General features: G+C 44.3%; 16 protein-coding genes and 1 riboswitch. Of the genes, 2 read left to right on the forward strand and 14 right to left on the reverse strand.

Features of this window, described 5'->3' with window-relative positions; genetic code table 11:
- Position 1: 1 nt before the first annotated feature.
- Genes MKZ04_RS07530 through MKZ04_RS07540 form a run of 3 tightly spaced genes read right to left on the reverse strand, consistent with a single transcriptional unit; the run spans position 2 to position 3,187 of the window.
- Complete coding sequence (locus MKZ04_RS07530; RefSeq protein ID WP_020451986.1) at positions 2-646, reverse strand: CPBP family intramembrane glutamic endopeptidase; 645 nt, start codon at positions 644-646, stop codon at positions 2-4.
- On the reverse strand, positions 640-2,136 hold the full coding sequence (locus MKZ04_RS07535; protein WP_341045625.1) for a RecQ family ATP-dependent DNA helicase: 1,497 nt from the start codon (positions 2,134-2,136) through the stop codon (positions 640-642). The genes MKZ04_RS07530 and MKZ04_RS07535 overlap by 7 nt, the downstream gene beginning before the upstream one ends.
- Positions 2,129-3,187: a helix-turn-helix domain-containing protein gene (locus tag MKZ04_RS07540; protein ID WP_145654388.1), complete on the reverse strand. Its 1,059-nt coding sequence runs from the start codon at positions 3,185-3,187 to the stop codon at positions 2,129-2,131. Before MKZ04_RS07540 ends, MKZ04_RS07535 begins: the two co-directional genes overlap by 8 nt.
- A 263-nt stretch (positions 3,188-3,450) precedes the next feature.
- Here MKZ04_RS07540 and MKZ04_RS07545 point away from each other — a divergent pair, with 263 nt between their 5' ends.
- The gene (locus MKZ04_RS07545; RefSeq protein ID WP_003183064.1) at positions 3,451-3,699 is read left to right on the forward strand and encodes a ferredoxin; all 249 of its coding nucleotides are present in this window, start codon (positions 3,451-3,453) and stop codon (positions 3,697-3,699) included.
- 139 nt (positions 3,700-3,838) lie between these two features.
- On the opposite strand, the gene MKZ04_RS07550 is transcribed toward MKZ04_RS07545, so the two are convergent.
- Entirely contained in the window at positions 3,839-4,420 is a 582-nt protein-coding gene (locus tag MKZ04_RS07550; RefSeq protein WP_035338506.1) for an ECF transporter S component, read from the reverse strand.
- A 155-nt stretch (positions 4,421-4,575) separates the two neighbouring features.
- Positions 4,576-4,709, reverse strand: a riboswitch (FMN riboswitch).
- 253 nt (positions 4,710-4,962) lie between these two features.
- Between MKZ04_RS07550 and serA the strand changes: the two genes are divergently transcribed.
- On the forward strand, positions 4,963-6,540 hold the full coding sequence (gene serA, locus MKZ04_RS07555; protein ID WP_023857473.1) for a phosphoglycerate dehydrogenase: 1,578 nt from the start codon (positions 4,963-4,965) through the stop codon (positions 6,538-6,540).
- Between the two features lie 48 nt (positions 6,541-6,588).
- Here serA and MKZ04_RS07560 read toward each other — a convergent pair whose 3' ends face one another.
- The 10 genes from MKZ04_RS07560 to MKZ04_RS07605 form a co-directional block, all read right to left on the reverse strand.
- Positions 6,589-7,413, reverse strand: coding sequence for a M23 family metallopeptidase (locus tag MKZ04_RS07560; RefSeq protein WP_035338504.1), 825 nt, complete (start codon positions 7,411-7,413; stop codon positions 6,589-6,591).
- Between the two features lie 123 nt (positions 7,414-7,536).
- Positions 7,537-8,643 (reverse strand): GerMN domain-containing protein, encoded by a 1,107-nt coding sequence (locus MKZ04_RS07565; RefSeq protein WP_023857475.1) that lies wholly within the window; start codon positions 8,641-8,643, stop codon positions 7,537-7,539.
- Positions 8,579-9,163 (reverse strand): RNA polymerase sigma factor SigX, encoded by a 585-nt coding sequence (gene sigX, locus MKZ04_RS07570; RefSeq protein ID WP_023857476.1) that lies wholly within the window; start codon positions 9,161-9,163, stop codon positions 8,579-8,581. The genes MKZ04_RS07565 and sigX overlap by 65 nt, the downstream gene beginning before the upstream one ends.
- Before the next feature lie 272 nt (positions 9,164-9,435).
- Positions 9,436-10,350, reverse strand: a complete 915-nt coding sequence (locus tag MKZ04_RS07575) for an LCP family glycopolymer transferase (protein ID WP_101561042.1) — start codon at positions 10,348-10,350, stop codon at positions 9,436-9,438.
- 34 nt (positions 10,351-10,384) lie between these two features.
- The gene (locus tag MKZ04_RS07580) at positions 10,385-11,215 is read right to left on the reverse strand and encodes a polysaccharide deacetylase family protein (protein WP_035338499.1); all 831 of its coding nucleotides are present in this window, start codon (positions 11,213-11,215) and stop codon (positions 10,385-10,387) included.
- A gap of 342 nt (positions 11,216-11,557) precedes the next feature.
- Positions 11,558-12,691: a WD40 repeat domain-containing protein gene (locus MKZ04_RS07585; protein ID WP_101561043.1), complete on the reverse strand. Its 1,134-nt coding sequence runs from the start codon at positions 12,689-12,691 to the stop codon at positions 11,558-11,560.
- Positions 12,688-14,139 (reverse strand): HAMP domain-containing sensor histidine kinase, encoded by a 1,452-nt coding sequence (locus MKZ04_RS07590; protein WP_341045629.1) that lies wholly within the window; start codon positions 14,137-14,139, stop codon positions 12,688-12,690. Before MKZ04_RS07590 ends, MKZ04_RS07585 begins: the two co-directional genes overlap by 4 nt.
- Positions 14,140-14,142: 3 nt before the next feature.
- Positions 14,143-14,844 carry a response regulator transcription factor gene (locus MKZ04_RS07595; RefSeq protein WP_023857481.1) on the reverse strand — a complete coding sequence of 234 codons (702 nt, stop codon included), beginning with the start codon at positions 14,842-14,844 and terminating at the stop codon, positions 14,143-14,145.
- Between the two features lie 421 nt (positions 14,845-15,265).
- Positions 15,266-17,047: an ATP-binding protein gene (locus MKZ04_RS07600; protein WP_105981052.1), complete on the reverse strand. Its 1,782-nt coding sequence runs from the start codon at positions 17,045-17,047 to the stop codon at positions 15,266-15,268.
- Positions 17,044-17,766: a response regulator transcription factor gene (locus tag MKZ04_RS07605; RefSeq protein WP_020451999.1), complete on the reverse strand. Its 723-nt coding sequence runs from the start codon at positions 17,764-17,766 to the stop codon at positions 17,044-17,046. The genes MKZ04_RS07600 and MKZ04_RS07605 overlap by 4 nt, the downstream gene beginning before the upstream one ends.
- Positions 17,767-17,910 lie beyond the last annotated feature (144 nt).

The following is a 17,910-nucleotide window of genomic DNA, read 5'->3' on the forward strand; positions in this document are numbered from 1 at the left end:
TTCAGCACGGGTCTTCTCCTGCTCCTTCTTCTTCCTCTCTATCCTTGACATCTCCGTCATGCGAACTCCTCCTTACGTGTTGAAAACGAATCTGGCACGCAAATACAACATCGATCAAAAAGTGTGCCGTCACAGGAACGAATAAATTCCCTGTCCATTCAAAGCTCAATCCGAGCAAAAAGCTGATGGACACAACCATTACAAACAGCAGCCATTTTTTCAAATAACGAAAATGCAAAATCGCGAAAATAATGCTCGCTGCCCAGAGACCGAAATGCGTCTGAATAACGCCTCTGAACAATATTTCCTCTGCAAATGCAATGAAAAGGGTAAGAATCACGATATGCGGGTACGAGCGTTCACGAAAAAGCTTTTCATTTATCCCTTCATCGTCATACATATGCTTCGGAGCCCATTTCATCACCATCAGGTCGGCGATAATCACGAGAGCCGCGAGCGGCGCCCCGTATTTCAAGATGCTCAAGTCCGATGGATTCCAAAGCGACAAAAAATCGTCTGCATCATCAAATAAAAAGATGCCCATCAATAATGCGGTAAAAAGCATCAGCATCTGGGAAAAATAGAGCTGTTTCAGCATTTCCCTGTCTGACAGGCGACGTATGATTTCCGACTGCTTTTTCAGCATACACGATCACAGCTGGCGGCAAATATGGCATCTAATTCTTCTTCCCACGCTGTCAATTTGTTCATAGACGGACGGTCTCCTTTGGCTTCGTATGCTTCAAGACTTAAACCGCAGGATGTACAGCACGCTGTGTCATCCGTTTCCAGCGGTTTTTTTTGTTCATTAAAATAAGCGAGCAAGCTTTCCCTGAAACACCCTTCGCTTTCGGTGACGGCGGCGAACCCAGCCGCTTTTTTCAACTTGAGCTCCCTGCGGCTGTCCATCTCCCTCTGAATGACCTCCCGGCCGTCATCGCCAAGGTGATGCACCTTCTGATAAAGATGTAGAAAATGGCGGGCTTGCGTTTCCGATAAACCGGCCTGCTGTAGAACTTCCCGCCGGTTTCGCTCATCTTTCACTCCGGCAAGCTTTTCGTATAAAAAGCCGATATCACTTTGAGAGAGTGCTTCCATTTGAATGAGCTGCTCCTGGATTTCCTCGTCTCCCGGAGCTTTCAGCAAAATGCTGACGCTCTGCTTTCCATCCCTGCCCGCACGTCCGATTTCCTGCAGATACGCCTCTGTCGTCTGCGGGAGGCTGAAATGGATCACATATCTGACATCAGGCTTGTCAACTCCCATACCGAAGGCGTTCGTGCAGCAGACTACATCAAGCTGGTTGCGAATGAACTGCTGCTGAATCAGCATCCTGTCGCTTGCCTCCATCCCGCCATGATAAAATCCCGTTCTCAATTTTGTCTCATCACGAAGCTTGTCAGCCAGTTCTTCAGCCCATTTTCTTGTCGGGCAATAAACAAGACCGGGACCTTGTAGCTTTTGAACCAGCCCTGTCAGTCGCTCCGTCTTCTCAGCGGTATCCCGCAACTTTTCAATATGAAGCGCAATGTTCGGGCGATCAACGGAATGGATCAAATAATTGGCGCCTTTAAGCCCCAGCATATTAGAAATGTCCTTCAATGTCGCTTCGGTTGCCGTCGCTGTAAGCGCCAGGGTGACGGGATGACCGAGGAGCGCCTTGATGTCTCCAAGCTTCGAATAATCAGGCCTGAAATCATGCCCCCATTGTGAAATGCAGTGAGCTTCATCAACGACAAAAAGGCTGACATTGAGCAATTGAAGCTTTTTCAGCACTTGGCCGGATTGGAGGGCTTCTGGTGAAATATACAGATATTTGAGGCTGTGAAGCCGACTTAATACGTCATTTTTTTCCTGGTGTGTCAAAGCGCTGTTCAAGGCCGCGGCCCGCTTCTCTCCGCGCATTTTTAATTGCTGCACCTGGTCTTCCATTAAAGATAAAAGCGGTGAGACGATCAGGACGGTTCCGTCTTTCAACAATCCGGGAAGCTGGTAGCACAGCGATTTCCCGCCTCCTGTCGGAAGCATCGCCACCGTGTCCCGCCCCTCCAGCACGCTTTTGATGATCGTTTCCTGGCCGTTTTTAAAAGTATGATAACCAAAGTACCGGCGGAGCGCCTGATGAAGTTTATCCATTCCTGATCACCGTTTTCGACAGGGCCAGGCGGATTTTAAAATAGCTGTATCGGCCGCCGAGCCCCTCTTTAATTTGTCTGATTTTATTGGTTTGGTTCGCTTTCGCATAATCGGCAATGATTATCTGCTCCTCTTTCGACACGTACTGATCGATGGAAAAAGACGGATCATGAATGGCAATTTCCACAATGTGATCCTCGATCGTCGCCGCTTTCAGCTTTCGAATGTCTGCGATCCGGTCTATTGTATGCCCTTCTTTTATAAGAAAAAGCGTTTTTCTCGTCGATTGTGTCAAGCCATCATTCAAAGGAATGTCCTGAATGAGCGTTTGAAAAAGCGGACTTTCACCATTTTGGGCGGATTGAATAAAATGATGCAGAACATCCCAAAACAGTGCATATATGTACCACTCATCAAGGTCCATTTTTTCGGAAAGCTGTCTAAATGTATAGCCCGCTTTTGCCCCGGAAGTCAGGGAGTGGACAAAAATAGCGGCCTGTTCATCATCGTTCAAAACAGACAGCTTCTCTTTCAGCTCATGGTGAAACTGGGCTGCTGTTTCAGCGGCATTCCGGCTTCTTAAATATTGTTTAACCCAGTTCTGAATCTGATAATCTTTTACGATCGGTAAATACACGCGTTCGCGGTAAAGTTTGTTGGAGAGCACCTGAATCAAAAGCGACATCCTTGCCCACATGATTTTGGCTGCCGCCTGATAATAGCCGCCGTGAAAATGGCGGGGCCACGGGTAAAGGGCAAAAAAGCCGGCAAGTTCCTCTTCTCCTTTTTCGGTGACGATGTAAGCGCCGCTTTCCGCTTTTTCTCTGACCAAAGACTCCTGTTTCAATTGTTGAACGCTGACTGTCACCTGCTCTCTGGATAGAGCCGAACAAAAGCCAAAGTATTTTGAAACGGCAAATAAACCGGCGTCCTGTATCGTCTGTGACGACCTTTTTCCTTTTAATAAATGATAGACCGCGCTTGAAGAACGCTCACCCTTCATGGATGACAGAATGTCGAGCACAATGGCGTCAAAAAAATGAACCGGCATATCATCACCTACAATCTTCCGGCAACATTCGATCTTTTCTTCTTTTTATTTTAACAGATTTTGCGGAGAAATCGACGTTTAAACTCATATAAAAGGGGTATGTTAGCAGTAGAACCCTTGTGTGATAAGCATTCTCAATATTTTTGAGTTGAAATGTAAGATTAACACCATTACAATAAGGAATGGGAATAGGTTTCATATCGGATAGATAGAGGGTTAAACCATTTGTTCCAACGAAGAACAATCTGGGAGGTTTTTTATTCATGCCAAAATATACAATTGTAGACAAAGATACGTGCATCGCATGCGGAGCTTGTGGTGCTGCGGCTCCTGATATTTATGATTACGACGATGAGGGAATCGCGTTTGTCACCCTCGACGACAATCAGGGTGTCGTCGAAGTCCCTGACGTCTTGGAAGAAGACATGATGGACGCATTTGAAGGCTGTCCTACAGATTCGATTAAAGTTGCGGATGAGCCGTTCGAAGGCGACCCGCTTAAACACGAATAAAGCAAAAAAACATCCGGTGCACAAAGTGCGAGGATGTTTTTTTATCAGATAAGCACTGCTTCGCCAACAAGCAAAAAGAAGCCGGCTCCTTCTGCAGCTGAAAATGCCCGGCACTGTGCCGGGCATTTTTCATGTCTATTTATTTGGCGGCCATGCGGACGTTTTCCTTCAGCCGCGGCTTCAACGAAAGGAAAATCGGCGTGGACACGAGAGCCACAGCGATGCCTTTGATGAAATTAAATGGCAGGATTCCGGCCAAAACTGTGGTTTTGAGCGCTTCTCCCGATAGCACTGGAGCATTTAAAAACCAAGTGTAGGCAGGCAGAAATAATAGATAATTTAAAATGCTCATCGAAACGGCCATCACAAGCGTCCCTGCGAAAAGAGCTGTGACAAACCCTTTGGCAGAACTTGATTTTTTAAGCAGCACAGCCGCCGGCAGGATAAACAATGTTCCGGCAATGAAGTTAGCCGCCTGATCAATCGGAACGCCTGAGGCGCTTCCGGCAATAAAGTAATTCAGCACGTTTTTGATCGCTTCAACAGCAATTCCGGCTCCCGGACCATACAAAATAACAGCGAGCAGTGCCGGGATATCACTAAAATCGATTTTCAAATACGGGAATGCCCCCAAGATCGGAAAACTCAGCATCATTAAAATAAATGCGATGCTGCTCAGCATGCTGATTGAGACGAGACGTCTCACCTTGTTGTGTTTCATTTTGTCACTCTCTCCTTTTCGATCACATCTCACGAAAAGAGGAATGGTTCTTTCCCCCTGCCCTAAACAAAAAACCCGCTTTATTGAAAAAGCGGGGCTGTTTTACAGACAGGTCAAATAAACGTTTGAAAATATCATTTCAAAACGCACGGAACCTCCATCTTCTCCCATCCAGACTATACTGTCGGCTTCGGAATCGCACCGAATCCTGCCCCTAAAGAGGCTCGCGGGCTTAGAGCGCTTGCTCATCACCGCCGGTAGGGAATTTCACCCTGCCCCGAAGATTGATCTTATTTATTTTTGATACTGATATTATTATAAATGAATTGTGAAAAAATGTACAGATTCAAAGCTTATTGAGCTGTTTTGGGGCGTCCTTCAGGATATTTCGGCAAACTCACTTTTTCCACACACTAAAAACCGCACATTCACAGTTATTTCATTTTTAATTTTCGTCTTTCCGCGCGAAACTCATTGACACCCTTTATGGAATATGGTAAATTATCAGATATTTATGACGCTTATTTAGGAGGAAATCTTACATGTTTCGAGTATTGGTCTCAGATAAAATGTCCAGCGACGGCCTCAAACCATTAATGGAAGCAGATTTTATTGAAATTGTAGAAAAGAATGTTGCGGAAGCGGAAGACGAGCTTCATACGTTTGACGCTCTCTTGGTGCGGAGCGCCACGAAGGTGACCGAAGAATTGTTTAAAAAGATGACTTCGCTAAAAATCGTTGCCAGAGCAGGTGTCGGCGTCGACAATATCGATATTGACGAGGCGACAAAGCACGGTGTCATCGTCGTAAATGCGCCAAACGGAAATACAATTTCAACTGCTGAACATACTTTTGCAATGTTTTCAGCGTTAATGAGACATATTCCGCAGGCAAACATCTCCGTTAAATCCAGGGAGTGGAATCGTTCGGCTTACGTCGGTTCAGAGCTTTACGGAAAAACACTCGGCATCATCGGAATGGGCCGCATTGGAAGCGAAATCGCGAGCCGCGCAAAAGCGTTCGGCATGACCGTTCATGTATTTGACCCGTTCCTGACGCAAGAAAGGGCAAGCAAGCTCGGCGTTAACGCGAACAGCTTTGAAGAAGTTCTGGCATGCGCTGACATTATTACAGTTCATACCCCACTCACAAAAGAAACGAAGGGACTTTTGAACAAAGAAACCATCGCAAAGACGAAAAAAGGCGTTCGTCTCGTGAACTGTGCAAGAGGCGGGATCATCGATGAAGCGGCGCTTTTGGAAGCTTTGGAAAGCGGACATGTCGCAGGCGCTGCCCTCGATGTGTTTGAAGTCGAGCCTCCGGTCGATTCAAAACTGATCGATCATCCGCTTGTGGTCGCGACTCCTCACTTGGGCGCTTCAACGAAAGAAGCTCAGCTGAATGTCGCTGCACAAGTTTCCGAAGAAGTCCTTCAATATGCGCAAGGAAATCCTGTGATGTCCGCGATCAACCTTCCGGCCATGACAAAGGATTCATTCGAAAAAATCCAGCCTTATCATCAGTTTGCCAATACGATCGGAAACCTTGTGTCTCAGTGTATGAATGAGCCTGTTCAAGATGTAGCCATTCAATATGAAGGCTCTATCGCCAAGCTTGAAACGTCATTTATTACGAAAAGCCTTTTGGCCGGATTCCTGAAGCCGAGGGTCGCGGCTACCGTCAACGAAGTGAATGCCGGCACTGTCGCGAAAGAGCGCGGCATCAGCTTCAGCGAAAAAATTTCTTCCAATGAGTCAGGCTATGAAAACTGCATTTCTGTGACTGTCACCGGAGATGTGACGACATTCTCTTTAAGAGCGACGTACATTCCGCACTTCGGCGGTCGCATCGTTGCCTTAAACGGCTTTGATATCGATTTTTATCCGGCTGGACACCTTGTGTATATTCACCACCAGGATAAACCGGGGGCTATCGGCCATGTCGGACGAATTTTAGGAGACCATGACATCAACATCGCCACTATGCAGGTGGGCCGAAAAGAAAAAGGCGGAGAAGCGATCATGATGCTTTCATTTGACCGCCACCTTGAGGACGATATTTTAAATGAGCTGAAAAACATCCCGGATATCGTGTCTGTTAAAGTCATCGACCTTCCTTAATAAAAAGCCCCGGAACCTGAAAGAAATTCCTTTCGGGTTCCGTTTTTTTTAGGAACTCTCCCTGATCTCAAGCAGCTGGCGGGGATAAATCTGCTCGCCTTTCAAATCGTTCCATTCTTTGAGGTGCCGGACAGTAACGCCCATTTTTTCGGCGATATGATGAAGCGTATCCCCTTTCTGCACCACATATGTGCCGGTCTTCGGTTCATCGTCATGAAGGCGGAGTGTTTGGCCGGCCTTAAGCTTCGAATGTTTCAACCCGTTTATTCTCATGATCTCCTCGATAGATATACCGCTATCCTTGCTGATTTTCCAGAGCGTGTCCCCTTTTTGAACAGTTACGGCACCGCTCATTGTCCCGGTGTTTTGATGAACGTGGACCGAATTTTGCTGGAACGCTTCTTCACGAAGCACCGTCAGCGGATTGATTGCATATCTTTTATCTTCAGTCCATGAACCGTGATGCATTTCAAAATGCAGGTGGGTTCCGGTCGATATTCCCGTATTGCCGATGATTCCGATTTGCTCGCCTTTTTTCACCCGTTCTTTTTCCTTTTTCAGGCGTTTGCTTAAGTGGGCATAAACGGTTTCATATCCGTTGTCATGTTTGATAAATATCACGTGGCCGTAGGAGTCCGATTGATACGATTTGCTTACCGTTCCGTCTGCGGCTGCCGCTACAGCTTCCCCTTCAGGAGCGGCAATGTCAAGCCCCTTATGTTTTCCGTCTCTCGTCCCGAATTGATCTGTGATCTCCCCTTTAATCGGTTCAATCCACTCTGAAGCTGCCGCTCCCGGCGTAGTGACGAGAAACGCAAGCCCCGAAAGCCATGCGATCGCGAACAGGAAGTTTTGATGTCTGAGTATCTTCAAGGGTTTCCATATCCTCCTATTACAAGCATCTGCGGTAAAATTCCCCCTATTCGGAGACAGCTTAGTATACTTCCAAATCAATACATTTTATACATCAAAAAAAGACTCCGCGCGGGGAGTCTTTTAGCTTTCTATCGTTATCGGATTCGGTGCGTACGGAACCTGTACAGATTTCGACAAGTCATAGGCGCCGACCTTGGTTGTGGATGCATTTTTAAATTTCACTTTTGTGAACCCGAAATCTTTGGCGGTCAATAGAAGGCCTTCAACCATCAAAACGTCTTCAGGTTTATTTTCAATATTCGCGGAGGAAGAAAATTGAATGATCAGTTCTTTTCCATTCTTTTGAATATCTTCAATCTTTGTATCATCGGATAGAATGGGTTGTAAATGAGTGCCGCTTTCTTTAACTTTCATCATCTTTATCGCTTCCTGCACCGTTTCGTAAGATTCGCTTGAAGGTGCAAGGAACCGGCGTCCGTCAGAGCTTTCATATAAATAGTAGCCTTTTTGCGTCTGATGCATAATCGCCATATCAGCGAGCATTCCGAATGATTCAAATTCAACGCCAGATTCATCATCGGAAATAAACAAAACAGAATCATATGAACCCCATTTAAAGGTTTCGTTGATCACATTTTTCAGCCGTTCGAAATCTTCCACTGAAAGCTCCGGTATTTTTTCATTTACTTGAATCGTCAGTTTTTTACCGTTTTTCTGTTCTTTGAACTTCACCTGATCAAGATAAGATGTATCAAATGATGTAAATTGGTCCACTTTGAGCCGGCTGTATGCGTGAAGTGCATCTTCAAGATTCGTCATGCTTATGCTTTTCTCAAGACTTATCGGGACAACGACAGACTTGGACTTGTCAAGGAAAGCGAAGGTGATATAGTCGTCTTTTTGATTCTGGGAGACGACAAACGTATTTGCAGGTTCAGACTTGGCAGCATCAGCCTCCGTCTGCACCAATTTTCCGTCAGATGAAATGTTGGCGTCGGCGCTGTTTTGAGATCTGATCTGTTCGATTAATTGAGGAGTGATCAGCATCAGAAGAAAGAGAACCAAAACTGTAGCAGCAAATGCGCCGACCCGTTTTTTCGGTGATTTACGCTTTGGTGCGAAAATCAGCTTTTGATAGATCTGATTTGCCGAACGATTATCCTTAACCGTTGGAAGTTGGCTTAGTAACGCCTTCAGCCGTTCTTCGTTCCATTCTGACTTCTTCATTCTTTGGATCCTCCTTCAAAAGCTCCATCTGTTTACGAAGCACTTTCAGACCGCGGTGCTGAGTGGTTTTCACCTTGCTTTCGGAAAAATTTAAGGCTTTTGCCGTTTCACTGATCGAATACCCTTGGATAAACCGCAATACGATAACGGATCTTTGATCAAGCGTACACCTGTCAAGGGCCTCGAAAATTTCCTTCAGGTTTTCATTCTGCATCACGATGTCCTCAGGCAGAGGCTTGCGGTCTTTTACATCTTGCTTCTCCCAGTCAAACGTCCCCAAAATCCGCTGGCGGATCGTCTGCTGCTTTCTGAACCAGTCGATCGCAACGTGCCGCGCAATCGAAAGAAGCCAGGTTTTTTCGCTGCTTCTGCCTTCAAATGTTTCATAAGAATGCAGGACGCGGATATATACTTCCTGAACTAAGTCTTCTGCCTGGTTTTTGTCTTTTACCATATAAAATAAAAACTGAAATAAATCCTGATGATACTGATCATATATTTTCTGAAAGGTTTCTTCCACCTGAAACCCCTCCGTTCAATTTATTGTCGTTTGTCAATCTTAAAAGGTTACATTACAACTATTACAACTATATTACGAACATATGAAAATGGAAAGGGGGTTTAACTAAAGTTAAGCTTAATTTTAACTTAACAAGCATAAAAGCACCCGTTCTAAATGAACAGGTGCCAAGCTTACAGGAACTTCCGCTTTCTCACTAAGCTGCGTCCGTATACTCATAATCGGAACGTTCCTTAAGGCGGATCCTTTGAAATGGACTGATTTTCATCCGTTTATGACTTTAAGTCCAATTGTTGGCGAAGCTTTTTGGAAATCTCCTTTCTCTTTTCGTCAGTCACCAGGTGATACCATAAGCCGTCAACTTTTTTATCTTCACCCTCAATTTCTATCTGTTTAATATCCTTGGCAGCTTCTTTATAAGAATGTTGAATATCGATCATCTTGTCCAGTGTTAAGTTTGTTTTGATGTTTTTTTCTAATGCTGTCAAAATTTCTTGATAGTTTGTTAATGATTTTAATTGGGCACCTTCATGAATGATTTCATTGATGATCTCACGCTGACGCTCTTGACGTCCAAAATCACCGCGGGGATCGTCTTTTCTCATCCTAGCATATGTCAAAGCAGTTTTGCCATTAAGATGCTGCTTTCCTTTTGACAGATGCACGCCTTCAAGGGTGAAATCAATCCGATTATCCACCGTAATGCCGCCAATTGCATCGACAATATCTTTAAACCCATCCATATTGATTTTAATATAATAATTAATGGGAATGTTCAAAAATTGTTCTACAGTTTCAACGGTCCCTTCAATTCCGCCATAGGTGTAGGCCGAATTCATTTTCGAAAATTTATTCTTCGATTTGATAAACACCCTTGTATCACGCGGAATACTTGTCATTGTCGTTTTCTTTGTCTCCGGGTTAATCGTCATCACAATCATAGAATCCGGTCGTCCTTTATCACCAGGGCGCTCATCTATCCCTAATAAGAGAATGGATATAGGATCGTGCGGAGCAGTATCCTTCTGCTCGGCATCCTTGTGAAGAGGTTCGTACATTCCATTTATTGATTTTGCGACGGTACGGTAAATCCCGTATGAAACCACACTGCCAATCGTTATCACTAGCGCGAGGGCGAACAATATCACATTTTTCATCTTTAGTTTTCTTTTTCTCATTTTCACCATAGTATCCCTTCCTTGTTGATCCAGGTCATATTTTTTAATTCCATCTGAAATGAACCGGTTTTATCGAATCATGAATAGGCTTCATTTCATATCCGTTTTCCTGAAAGTATTTCAATAGTTTCTCCAAATGGGCCGCAGTTGTCGGTTTTTCATGCATTAATACGACAAGCGGCTCAACACCGGAAAGGTTATTGACTTGCTGAATCACATTATTGACGAATTGACCGTTTGTATTTGCAGATTTCCAGTCCTCTGAATCAACAGTCCAGTCCCAAAGATTAAAGTGGTCGCGCTTAATGACTTCTTGAAATGGACCGGTAATATAAGGCTTTGATCCGTAAGGCGATCTGATCAAATGTGTGTCAACGTTGGTCGTTTCTTTGATCGTTTTCAACGTATCGTTCATTTCTGCTGCAAAGCTTTCAGGAGATTTATAGATTTTCGATACTTGGTGCGTCACGCCGTGAGAGCCGACAGAGTGGCCGCTTTCAACCATTTTTCTCACAATATCGGGATTTTGTTCGATATTCGGTTTTAACATGAAAAAAGTAGCTTTTGCATGATACTTATCGAGCAAACTTAAGATTTTATCTGAAGCCGCAGGATTCGGCCCGTCGTCAAATGACAAATAGACGACCTTTCCGATTTCCGGCGCTGTTTGCTTATTTTCTTTTTTCTCTGCTTTATGTTTGCCTCCCGTCACAGGTGCTGAAGCGGAGGAATTTTCTTTTAGCGGTTCCTGCTTTGGACCAGCGAGTGCATTCCACGAAATGCATAACAAAGTCACCCCCAGTACAATCAACATACCCAGCACTAATTTTCCTAGTGCGCTCAATTTACGATCTTCTTTTGGTGAATTTGACACTTTTTCCAACTCCTTAAGCTGTAATTATCAATCACTAGGTTTCTTTTAATCTCGTCACATCCAAATGACAATTTTTAAGCTGCTATTTGAAGACAACGTTCTATAAGAAGGATGCTCTTTAAATATAAAGGGAAGATATCGCAGAAGTTCGGCCAACTTGTAAACAAAACGTCACAAAAAGAGGAAAAACATCATTTTTTGAGGGATGTTAATCAGTAAATAATAAGACTTATTACCTTGAAGGGGATAGTGAGAAAGGAATGGATAAAAAGAAAAACCTTATTTCGGTATTTAACTGAAATAAGGTTTTTTTTGCCTGATATTAAAGTATAAAACGATCGGTTATTTAAATGTGATGATATAAGCTTGTTCTTCTAAAAATCGCGCCGATGCACTCTCCATAGAAGGATACTGGTATTGTGCGCTAACGAGCAGGCTGTTGCCGTCCGGGCTCCAATATATTTCCGAAGGGATGGTGCCGTGGTATATCGGTTCTTCATACAGGATATTTTTCCCTTGAAGCTTGCCTGCATAGATATTGTCTTCATCCTTCAAAGAGTAGGCGATTTTCTTTAAGTCGTTTGAGAATTTAAAAACAGTTACTTTTTCGAGCAGAGCAGAAAGCTCGCCGTTTCTGCGATCATATTCGTACAGGGTTTCCCCTGTGTCCAGGAATACAAATTGATCATTGTTTAACCAAACAGGCCCGCCGCGGCTGTCCAGACGCTTGTCCTGGATTTTGATGCGGTTGCCGTCAATCGTTCCCATTCTAATCCCGTACTCGTCGGAACGCTGCAACACGGTAAGCAGCAAATCTCGTCCATTATCAGAGATGTTAACTCCCGTAAGCGAATCTTTCTCCGCAAAATCATTCAATGTATACGTTTTGAGCGTTCCGGAATCTGTATCATAAACACGAAGGCTTGTCTGATTCCCCTGCCCAACATCTAAAACGAGATAACAAACGTATCTGCTATTATTTGACCATGAAACATCTTGGACATAGACCTCATTGCTGGCGGAGATGCTGGCGATTTCTGTGTTTTTTCCGTTCGCCGGCGAAAACAGCTGCATTGATGTCTTACTTAATGACAAAGTGACTCCGGCGATACGCTTTCCGTCTGGAGACATTTTCAGGTTGGACATGTTGCTTTCAATGCCTTTTACGATTTCAGCTTTTTCATAGGGGGAGGAAAGGCGCTGAAGACTGCGCGCTGTACGTTCGGATGTCCCATCTCCCTTGAAAAAACCGACAACGGAATCCGGTGAAGACCACCCAAGCAGCTGCCCTGCTTTTGGAAGGCGATAAATCGTATTGACTTGAAAAGGGCGGGTCTTCTGGTCATCGCTATGATTTTCTTCCCCGCTATGGATAATAATCGTTTCCGATCTTTTTCCGACATTATAACTGGACACGATAATGACCAGAAACAACAGCACTCCTGCCCATATGATAAACGGTTTGTTTTTCATCATTTCTCAACCTTTGCGTAAGCTAATTCAACATGAATCATTGTATGGTTTTCCTTGTAGAACATCTCGATTGTTCCTCCGTGTTCGTCAACAATTGTTTTCACAATGCTTAATCCCAAACCTACACTTCCCTCTTCCTTAATCTTCTGATTGACTGAATAAAAAGGCTGGAACATTTTGGAGTGTTGGTCATTTTCCAATGGAGCACTTGGATTCTTGAATGTAAAAAGAATGTTTTCTCCAACGATTTCGGCCTTAATGAAGATTTCCGAATGAGATAAGCTGTATTTGATGGCGTTGTCCAGCAGATTGATAAAAAGCTGGCGCAGCCTGCTCACCTGACCGTGAACGTACAGGCCATCTTCAATGTCACAGGTAATCCTTTTCTTATACCGTTCTGCCCGAAACTTCATCGATTCGCAAACATCTTTTAAAATTTCCCCTGCCTCGATCCTGTCAAATTGAGCGCCCTTGGCAGGTTCCCGGGATACTTCAAGAAGCTTGATCACCAAATGATGCAGGCGCCTGCTTTCTTCAACAATGTGGTTCATTCCTTTATCAAAAAACACCCGATCCGATTCCCCTTTATCTTTTATGATCTCTGCATATCCTTGGATGGAAGTCAGAGGTGTTTTCAGCTCATGCGTCATATTGTCAAAAAATCGTTTTTCTTGTTCGTTCAATTCCTTTAAACGGTCACGATCCCTTTCGATAGTTAAAATTTGTTCTCGAATTCTGCTGATCATATCGTTAAAGTTGATGGCAAGCTGGCCAATTTCATCTTTTCTATTAAAGTGGATATCCATATCCAGTTTACCCTTCTTGACTTGCGAGGTGGCATCTGTCAGCTTGACGAGCGGAATCGTGATATGTCTGGACAGGATATAGGAGAAAAGAAACGCCGCCAAAAATATGGCAAGTGCGATGTAAAAAACAATATCCAGAATCTCTCCGCTTTGCTTATACTGCAGGTCGAAATTTTTCGAAAAGCGTAATATGCCTACTTTTGTGCCTTCAACGACAACCGGGTATGAAAAAAACACTTCTGCTTTATTGCGGTTATAGGTGATATGATAGGCAGTCTTTCCTTTGATCGCCTGTTTAAGATCTTCATTACTTCCACGGGAAAACGCCTTCTGATCAGAAGCAGACAACAATGCGCCATTCACGGTATAAACACCGACATTGCTTCCTGTGGAGTGATTCAAATTATCTACCATTTCATCGGCCATATCACCGAAATAAAGTTCATTGTTTTTATAATGATTGATTAAAAATGCCTGGTTTACATAGACGGTACTGTTTTTTTTCAGTTCGACTAAATCCGATGTTACAATTTTTTCATTACTCGACCAAATCACGTTCTTAACCGTATGATTGAGCACAAGGAAAGAGAGAGAAAAAATCAGAAAAAAGCCAACAATAAACTTGCCCTTGATGGTCCGTAACACTCTCTACTCCTCCTGCTTCTCGAATTTATATCCGATACCGAACACCGTTTTAATCAAGTCGCTTGCATCGAGCTTTTTGCGGAGTCTTTGAATATGGGTATCAACTGTACGGGTGTCACCGAAAAAATCGTATCCCCAAATGAATTCTAAAAGCTCTGAACGCGTAAAAACTTTTCCCCGATGATCAACCAAAGTCATCAGCAGATCATATTCTTTAGGAGTCAATTCGACGGCTGCCCCGTCTTTTTTCACCAGTCTTTCACCCGGGATGATCACAATATTTTTAAACCGGATCTCATCCTCTTTTTCCGTTTCCCGTTCGTTCACATGATAGGCTTGTTCCAGACGCCGAAGGATCGTGCGGATTCTCGCGACAACTTCGCGCAGATCAAACGGCTTTGTAATATAGTCATCGGCCCCGAATTCCAACCCGAGTATTTTATCCGTGACATCTGATTTTGCGGTGATCATCAGTATCGGAATATTATAGCTTTCAGTCACTGTTTTGCAAATATCCAATCCGCTGCAGTCAGGCAGCATCCAATCGAGCAGCAGAAGATCAGGTTTGAATTGATCTAATTTCCTCATGCCTGAAGAGCCGTTATTGACCGTGCACGTTTCAAAACCTTCGGACGTCAGCCCGTAAGCAAGCAAATCAGCAATTGCTTCATCATCTTCTATAATCAGTATTTTGGTTTTATCCATAAAGTCATCACTCATTCCCTGTTTCAAGCTTATTTTTGTCTAGAAACCTCTTTTGTTTCTCGCATCCTTCTATAGAGATTATACATAAATCCAAACCAAACTCTTCCTTTGACGGTCCGCAATTGGAGCGCTGGCGGACTTTTAAGGCGCAGAAAAAATAAACGGCCTTTTATAGATGATCAGAACGGGAGCAATTATGTCCATATGTGATTTTCACTAGTCCATTTGTCCAAATCCTTCATCCATTTCCTCTGATGTTCATCTGTCTTTTGGAATCCCCACTCTTTTAACGGCAACAAAGGCAAAAACGTTTCAGGATAAGCAGAAATTTTACAACTTGGATACAAGTTGCCCTCAAATAACGGAGCACCTGTTCTTCATGAACAGGTGCTCTTTGTTTCTTATGGAACAAGATTCTTCGTCAAATTTGGCCAACATCCTGCTTATTTCTTGGAATGTAAAACGTGAAGGAAGTACCTTCGTTCAGCATGCTGTGGACGGTGATCGATCCGTTGTGTGCATCGACGATGTTTTTAACGATCGCAAGTCCGAGGCCCGTCCCGCCTTTTCCTCTCGTCCTTGCTTTATCCGCCTTGTAAAAGCGTTCAAAAATAAACGGCAGGTCCTCTTCTGGGATGCCGCTGCCCGAGTCTTTCACGGCGATTTTCAGCCCGCTTTGCGCTGACTGCACATCGACATGTACGGTGCCGCCGGCATTTGTATGGCGGATCGCGTTGTCAATCAGGTTCGTTAATACCTGCTCCATTTTGTCCGGATCAAACACAAATTTGGCTTCGTGCAGATCAAGATTGTGAGAAAGCGTAATTTCTTTGTCACCGGCCACTCCGTAAAACTTTCTGAACACCCTCTCGAAAAATTCGCGGAGCTCCACCAGTTCTACGTTTAAGGAAATATGGCCCGCCTCCATTCTGGCAAGGTCCAGCAAATCATTCACAAGCCTTCCCATTCGTAAAGACTCGTCATAGATGACCTGCGCGATTTCCTTTTTTTCTTCCTCAGAGCTTGCAATGTCGTCAACGATTGCTTCACTGTACCCTTGAAGCATCGAAATCGGTGTTCTCAGCTCATGGCTGACATTGGCGATAAAATCTTTTCTCAGCTTATCAAGCCGTCTTTCCTCCGTCATATCCCTCAAAACGGCGACCGCTCCGCGCACATGTGACTGATTGTACAGCGGACTCATGAGCAGCACCCATGTTCTGCCTTGCAGGGTCATTTCAATCATCTGCTCCTTCTCCGTGCCGACGGTGTTTTGAAAAAGCTCACGCGCTTCAGGAGGCAGTTCATGGCCTTCTTTTACATTCATGTTCTGCTCATAATACCACGCCTGTAAAAAGCGTTCAGCCGGAGGGTTAGTCACAAGGATCGTCCCGTCGATATTGATGGTGATCACGCCGTCAGCCATACTGCTTAAGATATTCGACAAATGCTCCTTTTCCTGATTGAGCGCTGTAATATGGAACTTCAGCTGGCGCCCCATTTGGTTAAAGGCAATCGCCAGCTCGCCGATTTCATCCTGGGTCAGGATCGGAATCTTCGTATCAAACTTCCCTTTTGCAAGATCCTGTGCACCCTGCCGCATTTTTCTGAGCGGGTAGGTAATCCGGCTTGACAGGAAGAAAGCGAAAATCGTCGTTAACACAATCGCAATCGCAGCGGCAAAGAGAATATACCTTGTCGTATGCTGTGTCGTATCTTTCACGGCAAGAAGCGATTGAGAAAGAAACACCATGCCTTCATCTTCGCCTTTCCCGTACGGTACACCGACAATCAGCTGATCGTTCTTTTGATCGGAGATGACCGTCCGCTTCTGCACTTTTTGATGCTTCTGAAGCGCTTCGTTCAGATCGGAATCATTTTTAATATCTTTTAATGTAATGGAAGCCACTTTTTGATTTTCCCGCGGTGAATACCAATATTCATTCTCATTTTTGATAACGGTGATGCTCGTCAGTTCATCGGCAAGCTCCCATGTGATCGATCTGGCCGTCTCCTGGTCTTTATGGTTTTCCATGATGACGGCCACCTTGCTGGCGAGCTTTGTCAAATCAGCTTCCGCTTCATCGACATGGTAGTTTTCAATAAACTCAAGCAGAAAGAACGTAAGGATAAATAAGACAAATGAAACCAAAAGCAGTATGGTAAACCACAGTTTACCGACTACGCTCTTCCAAAACTTCATTCGTTTCCGACCTCAAATTTATACCCGACACCCCATACTGTTACGATTTTTTTCGCAGCTTTCGGCGAGACTTTGTTCAATTTTTCACGTAGACGTTTAACATGGGTGTCGACCGTTCTCAAATCGCCGAAAAACTCGTATTGCCATACTTCCTTCAGCAGCTTTTCACGATCGTATACTTTATCAGGAGTTTTGGCCAGGAAGTAAAGCAGTTCATATTCTTTCGGCGTCAGGCTGACTTCGGTTCCGTCCGCCATAACTCTGTGAGCATCGTGATCAATGGATAAGTGAGAAAAAACAAGAACATTTTTTGCCGTTGTATCTGTATTCAGATAAGAGGTTTGCGATGATCTTCTCAAGAGCGCTTTGACTCTCAGCACCACTTCCCTCGGACTGAAAGGTTTTACAATATAGTCATCGGTTCCGACTTCAAAGCCCTGCACCCGGTTCGCTTCTTCGCCTTTCGCCGTCAGCATGATGATCGGAGTGGCTTTTTTGTCGCGTACTTGGCGGCATACTTCAATGCCGTCGGTTCCTGGCATCATCAAATCGAGCAGGATTAAATCGTATTCGTTGCCCAGGGCTTTATCGATGGCTTCGTCGCCATTCTCGGCTTCCTCGATCTTATAATTTTCCCTTTCCAGGTACATTTTTAAAAGTCGTCTGATTCTTGCCTCATCGTCTACTACTAATATTTTTGTCTCTTTCGTCTGTTCCATCGTAAACCTCCTGATTTGAATCTTCTTACATTCATTTTATTAGAAAAGCGATCGTAAGCCAAGCTAAGAATGGCCTTTCCCAATTTAAAACGATAAGCTGCGGAAGGCCCGGCGAAAAGCCCGGACCTTCCTGCACCGCACGGA

Origin of the sequence: Bacillus sp. FSL W7-1354, from assembly GCF_038002405.1 — a bacterium.
In the GTDB taxonomy this organism is placed as follows: Bacteria; Bacillota; Bacilli; order Bacillales; family Bacillaceae; genus Bacillus; species Bacillus paralicheniformis.

Bases quoted from the DNA above. Each gene is read 5' to 3' on its own strand.
- MKZ04_RS07530 (WP_020451986.1), bottom strand. From the start codon at position 646: ATGCTGAAAAAGCAGTCGGAAATCATACGTCGCCTGTCAGACAGGGAA.
- MKZ04_RS07535 (WP_341045625.1), bottom strand. From the start codon at position 2,136: ATGGATAAACTTCATCAGGCGCTCCGCCGGTACTTTGGTTATCATACT.
- MKZ04_RS07540 (WP_145654388.1), bottom strand. From the start codon at position 3,187: ATGCCGGTTCATTTTTTTGACGCCATTGTGCTCGACATTCTGTCATCC.
- MKZ04_RS07545 (WP_003183064.1), top strand. From the start codon at position 3,451: ATGCCAAAATATACAATTGTAGACAAAGATACGTGCATCGCATGCGGA.
- MKZ04_RS07550 (WP_035338506.1), bottom strand. From the start codon at position 4,420: ATGAAACACAACAAGGTGAGACGTCTCGTCTCAATCAGCATGCTGAGC.
- serA (WP_023857473.1), top strand. From the start codon at position 4,963: ATGTTTCGAGTATTGGTCTCAGATAAAATGTCCAGCGACGGCCTCAAA.
- MKZ04_RS07565 (WP_023857475.1), bottom strand. From the start codon at position 8,643: ATGAAGAAGTCAGAATGGAACGAAGAACGGCTGAAGGCGTTACTAAGC.
- MKZ04_RS07575 (WP_101561042.1), bottom strand. From the start codon at position 10,350: ATGGTGAAAATGAGAAAAAGAAAACTAAAGATGAAAAATGTGATATTG.
- MKZ04_RS07585 (WP_101561043.1), bottom strand. From the start codon at position 12,691: ATGATGAAAAACAAACCGTTTATCATATGGGCAGGAGTGCTGTTGTTT.
- MKZ04_RS07595 (WP_023857481.1), bottom strand. From the start codon at position 14,844: ATGGATAAAACCAAAATACTGATTATAGAAGATGATGAAGCAATTGCT.
- MKZ04_RS07600 (WP_105981052.1), bottom strand. From the start codon at position 17,047: ATGAAGTTTTGGAAGAGCGTAGTCGGTAAACTGTGGTTTACCATACTG.
- MKZ04_RS07605 (WP_020451999.1), bottom strand. From the start codon at position 17,766: ATGGAACAGACGAAAGAGACAAAAATATTAGTAGTAGACGATGAGGCA.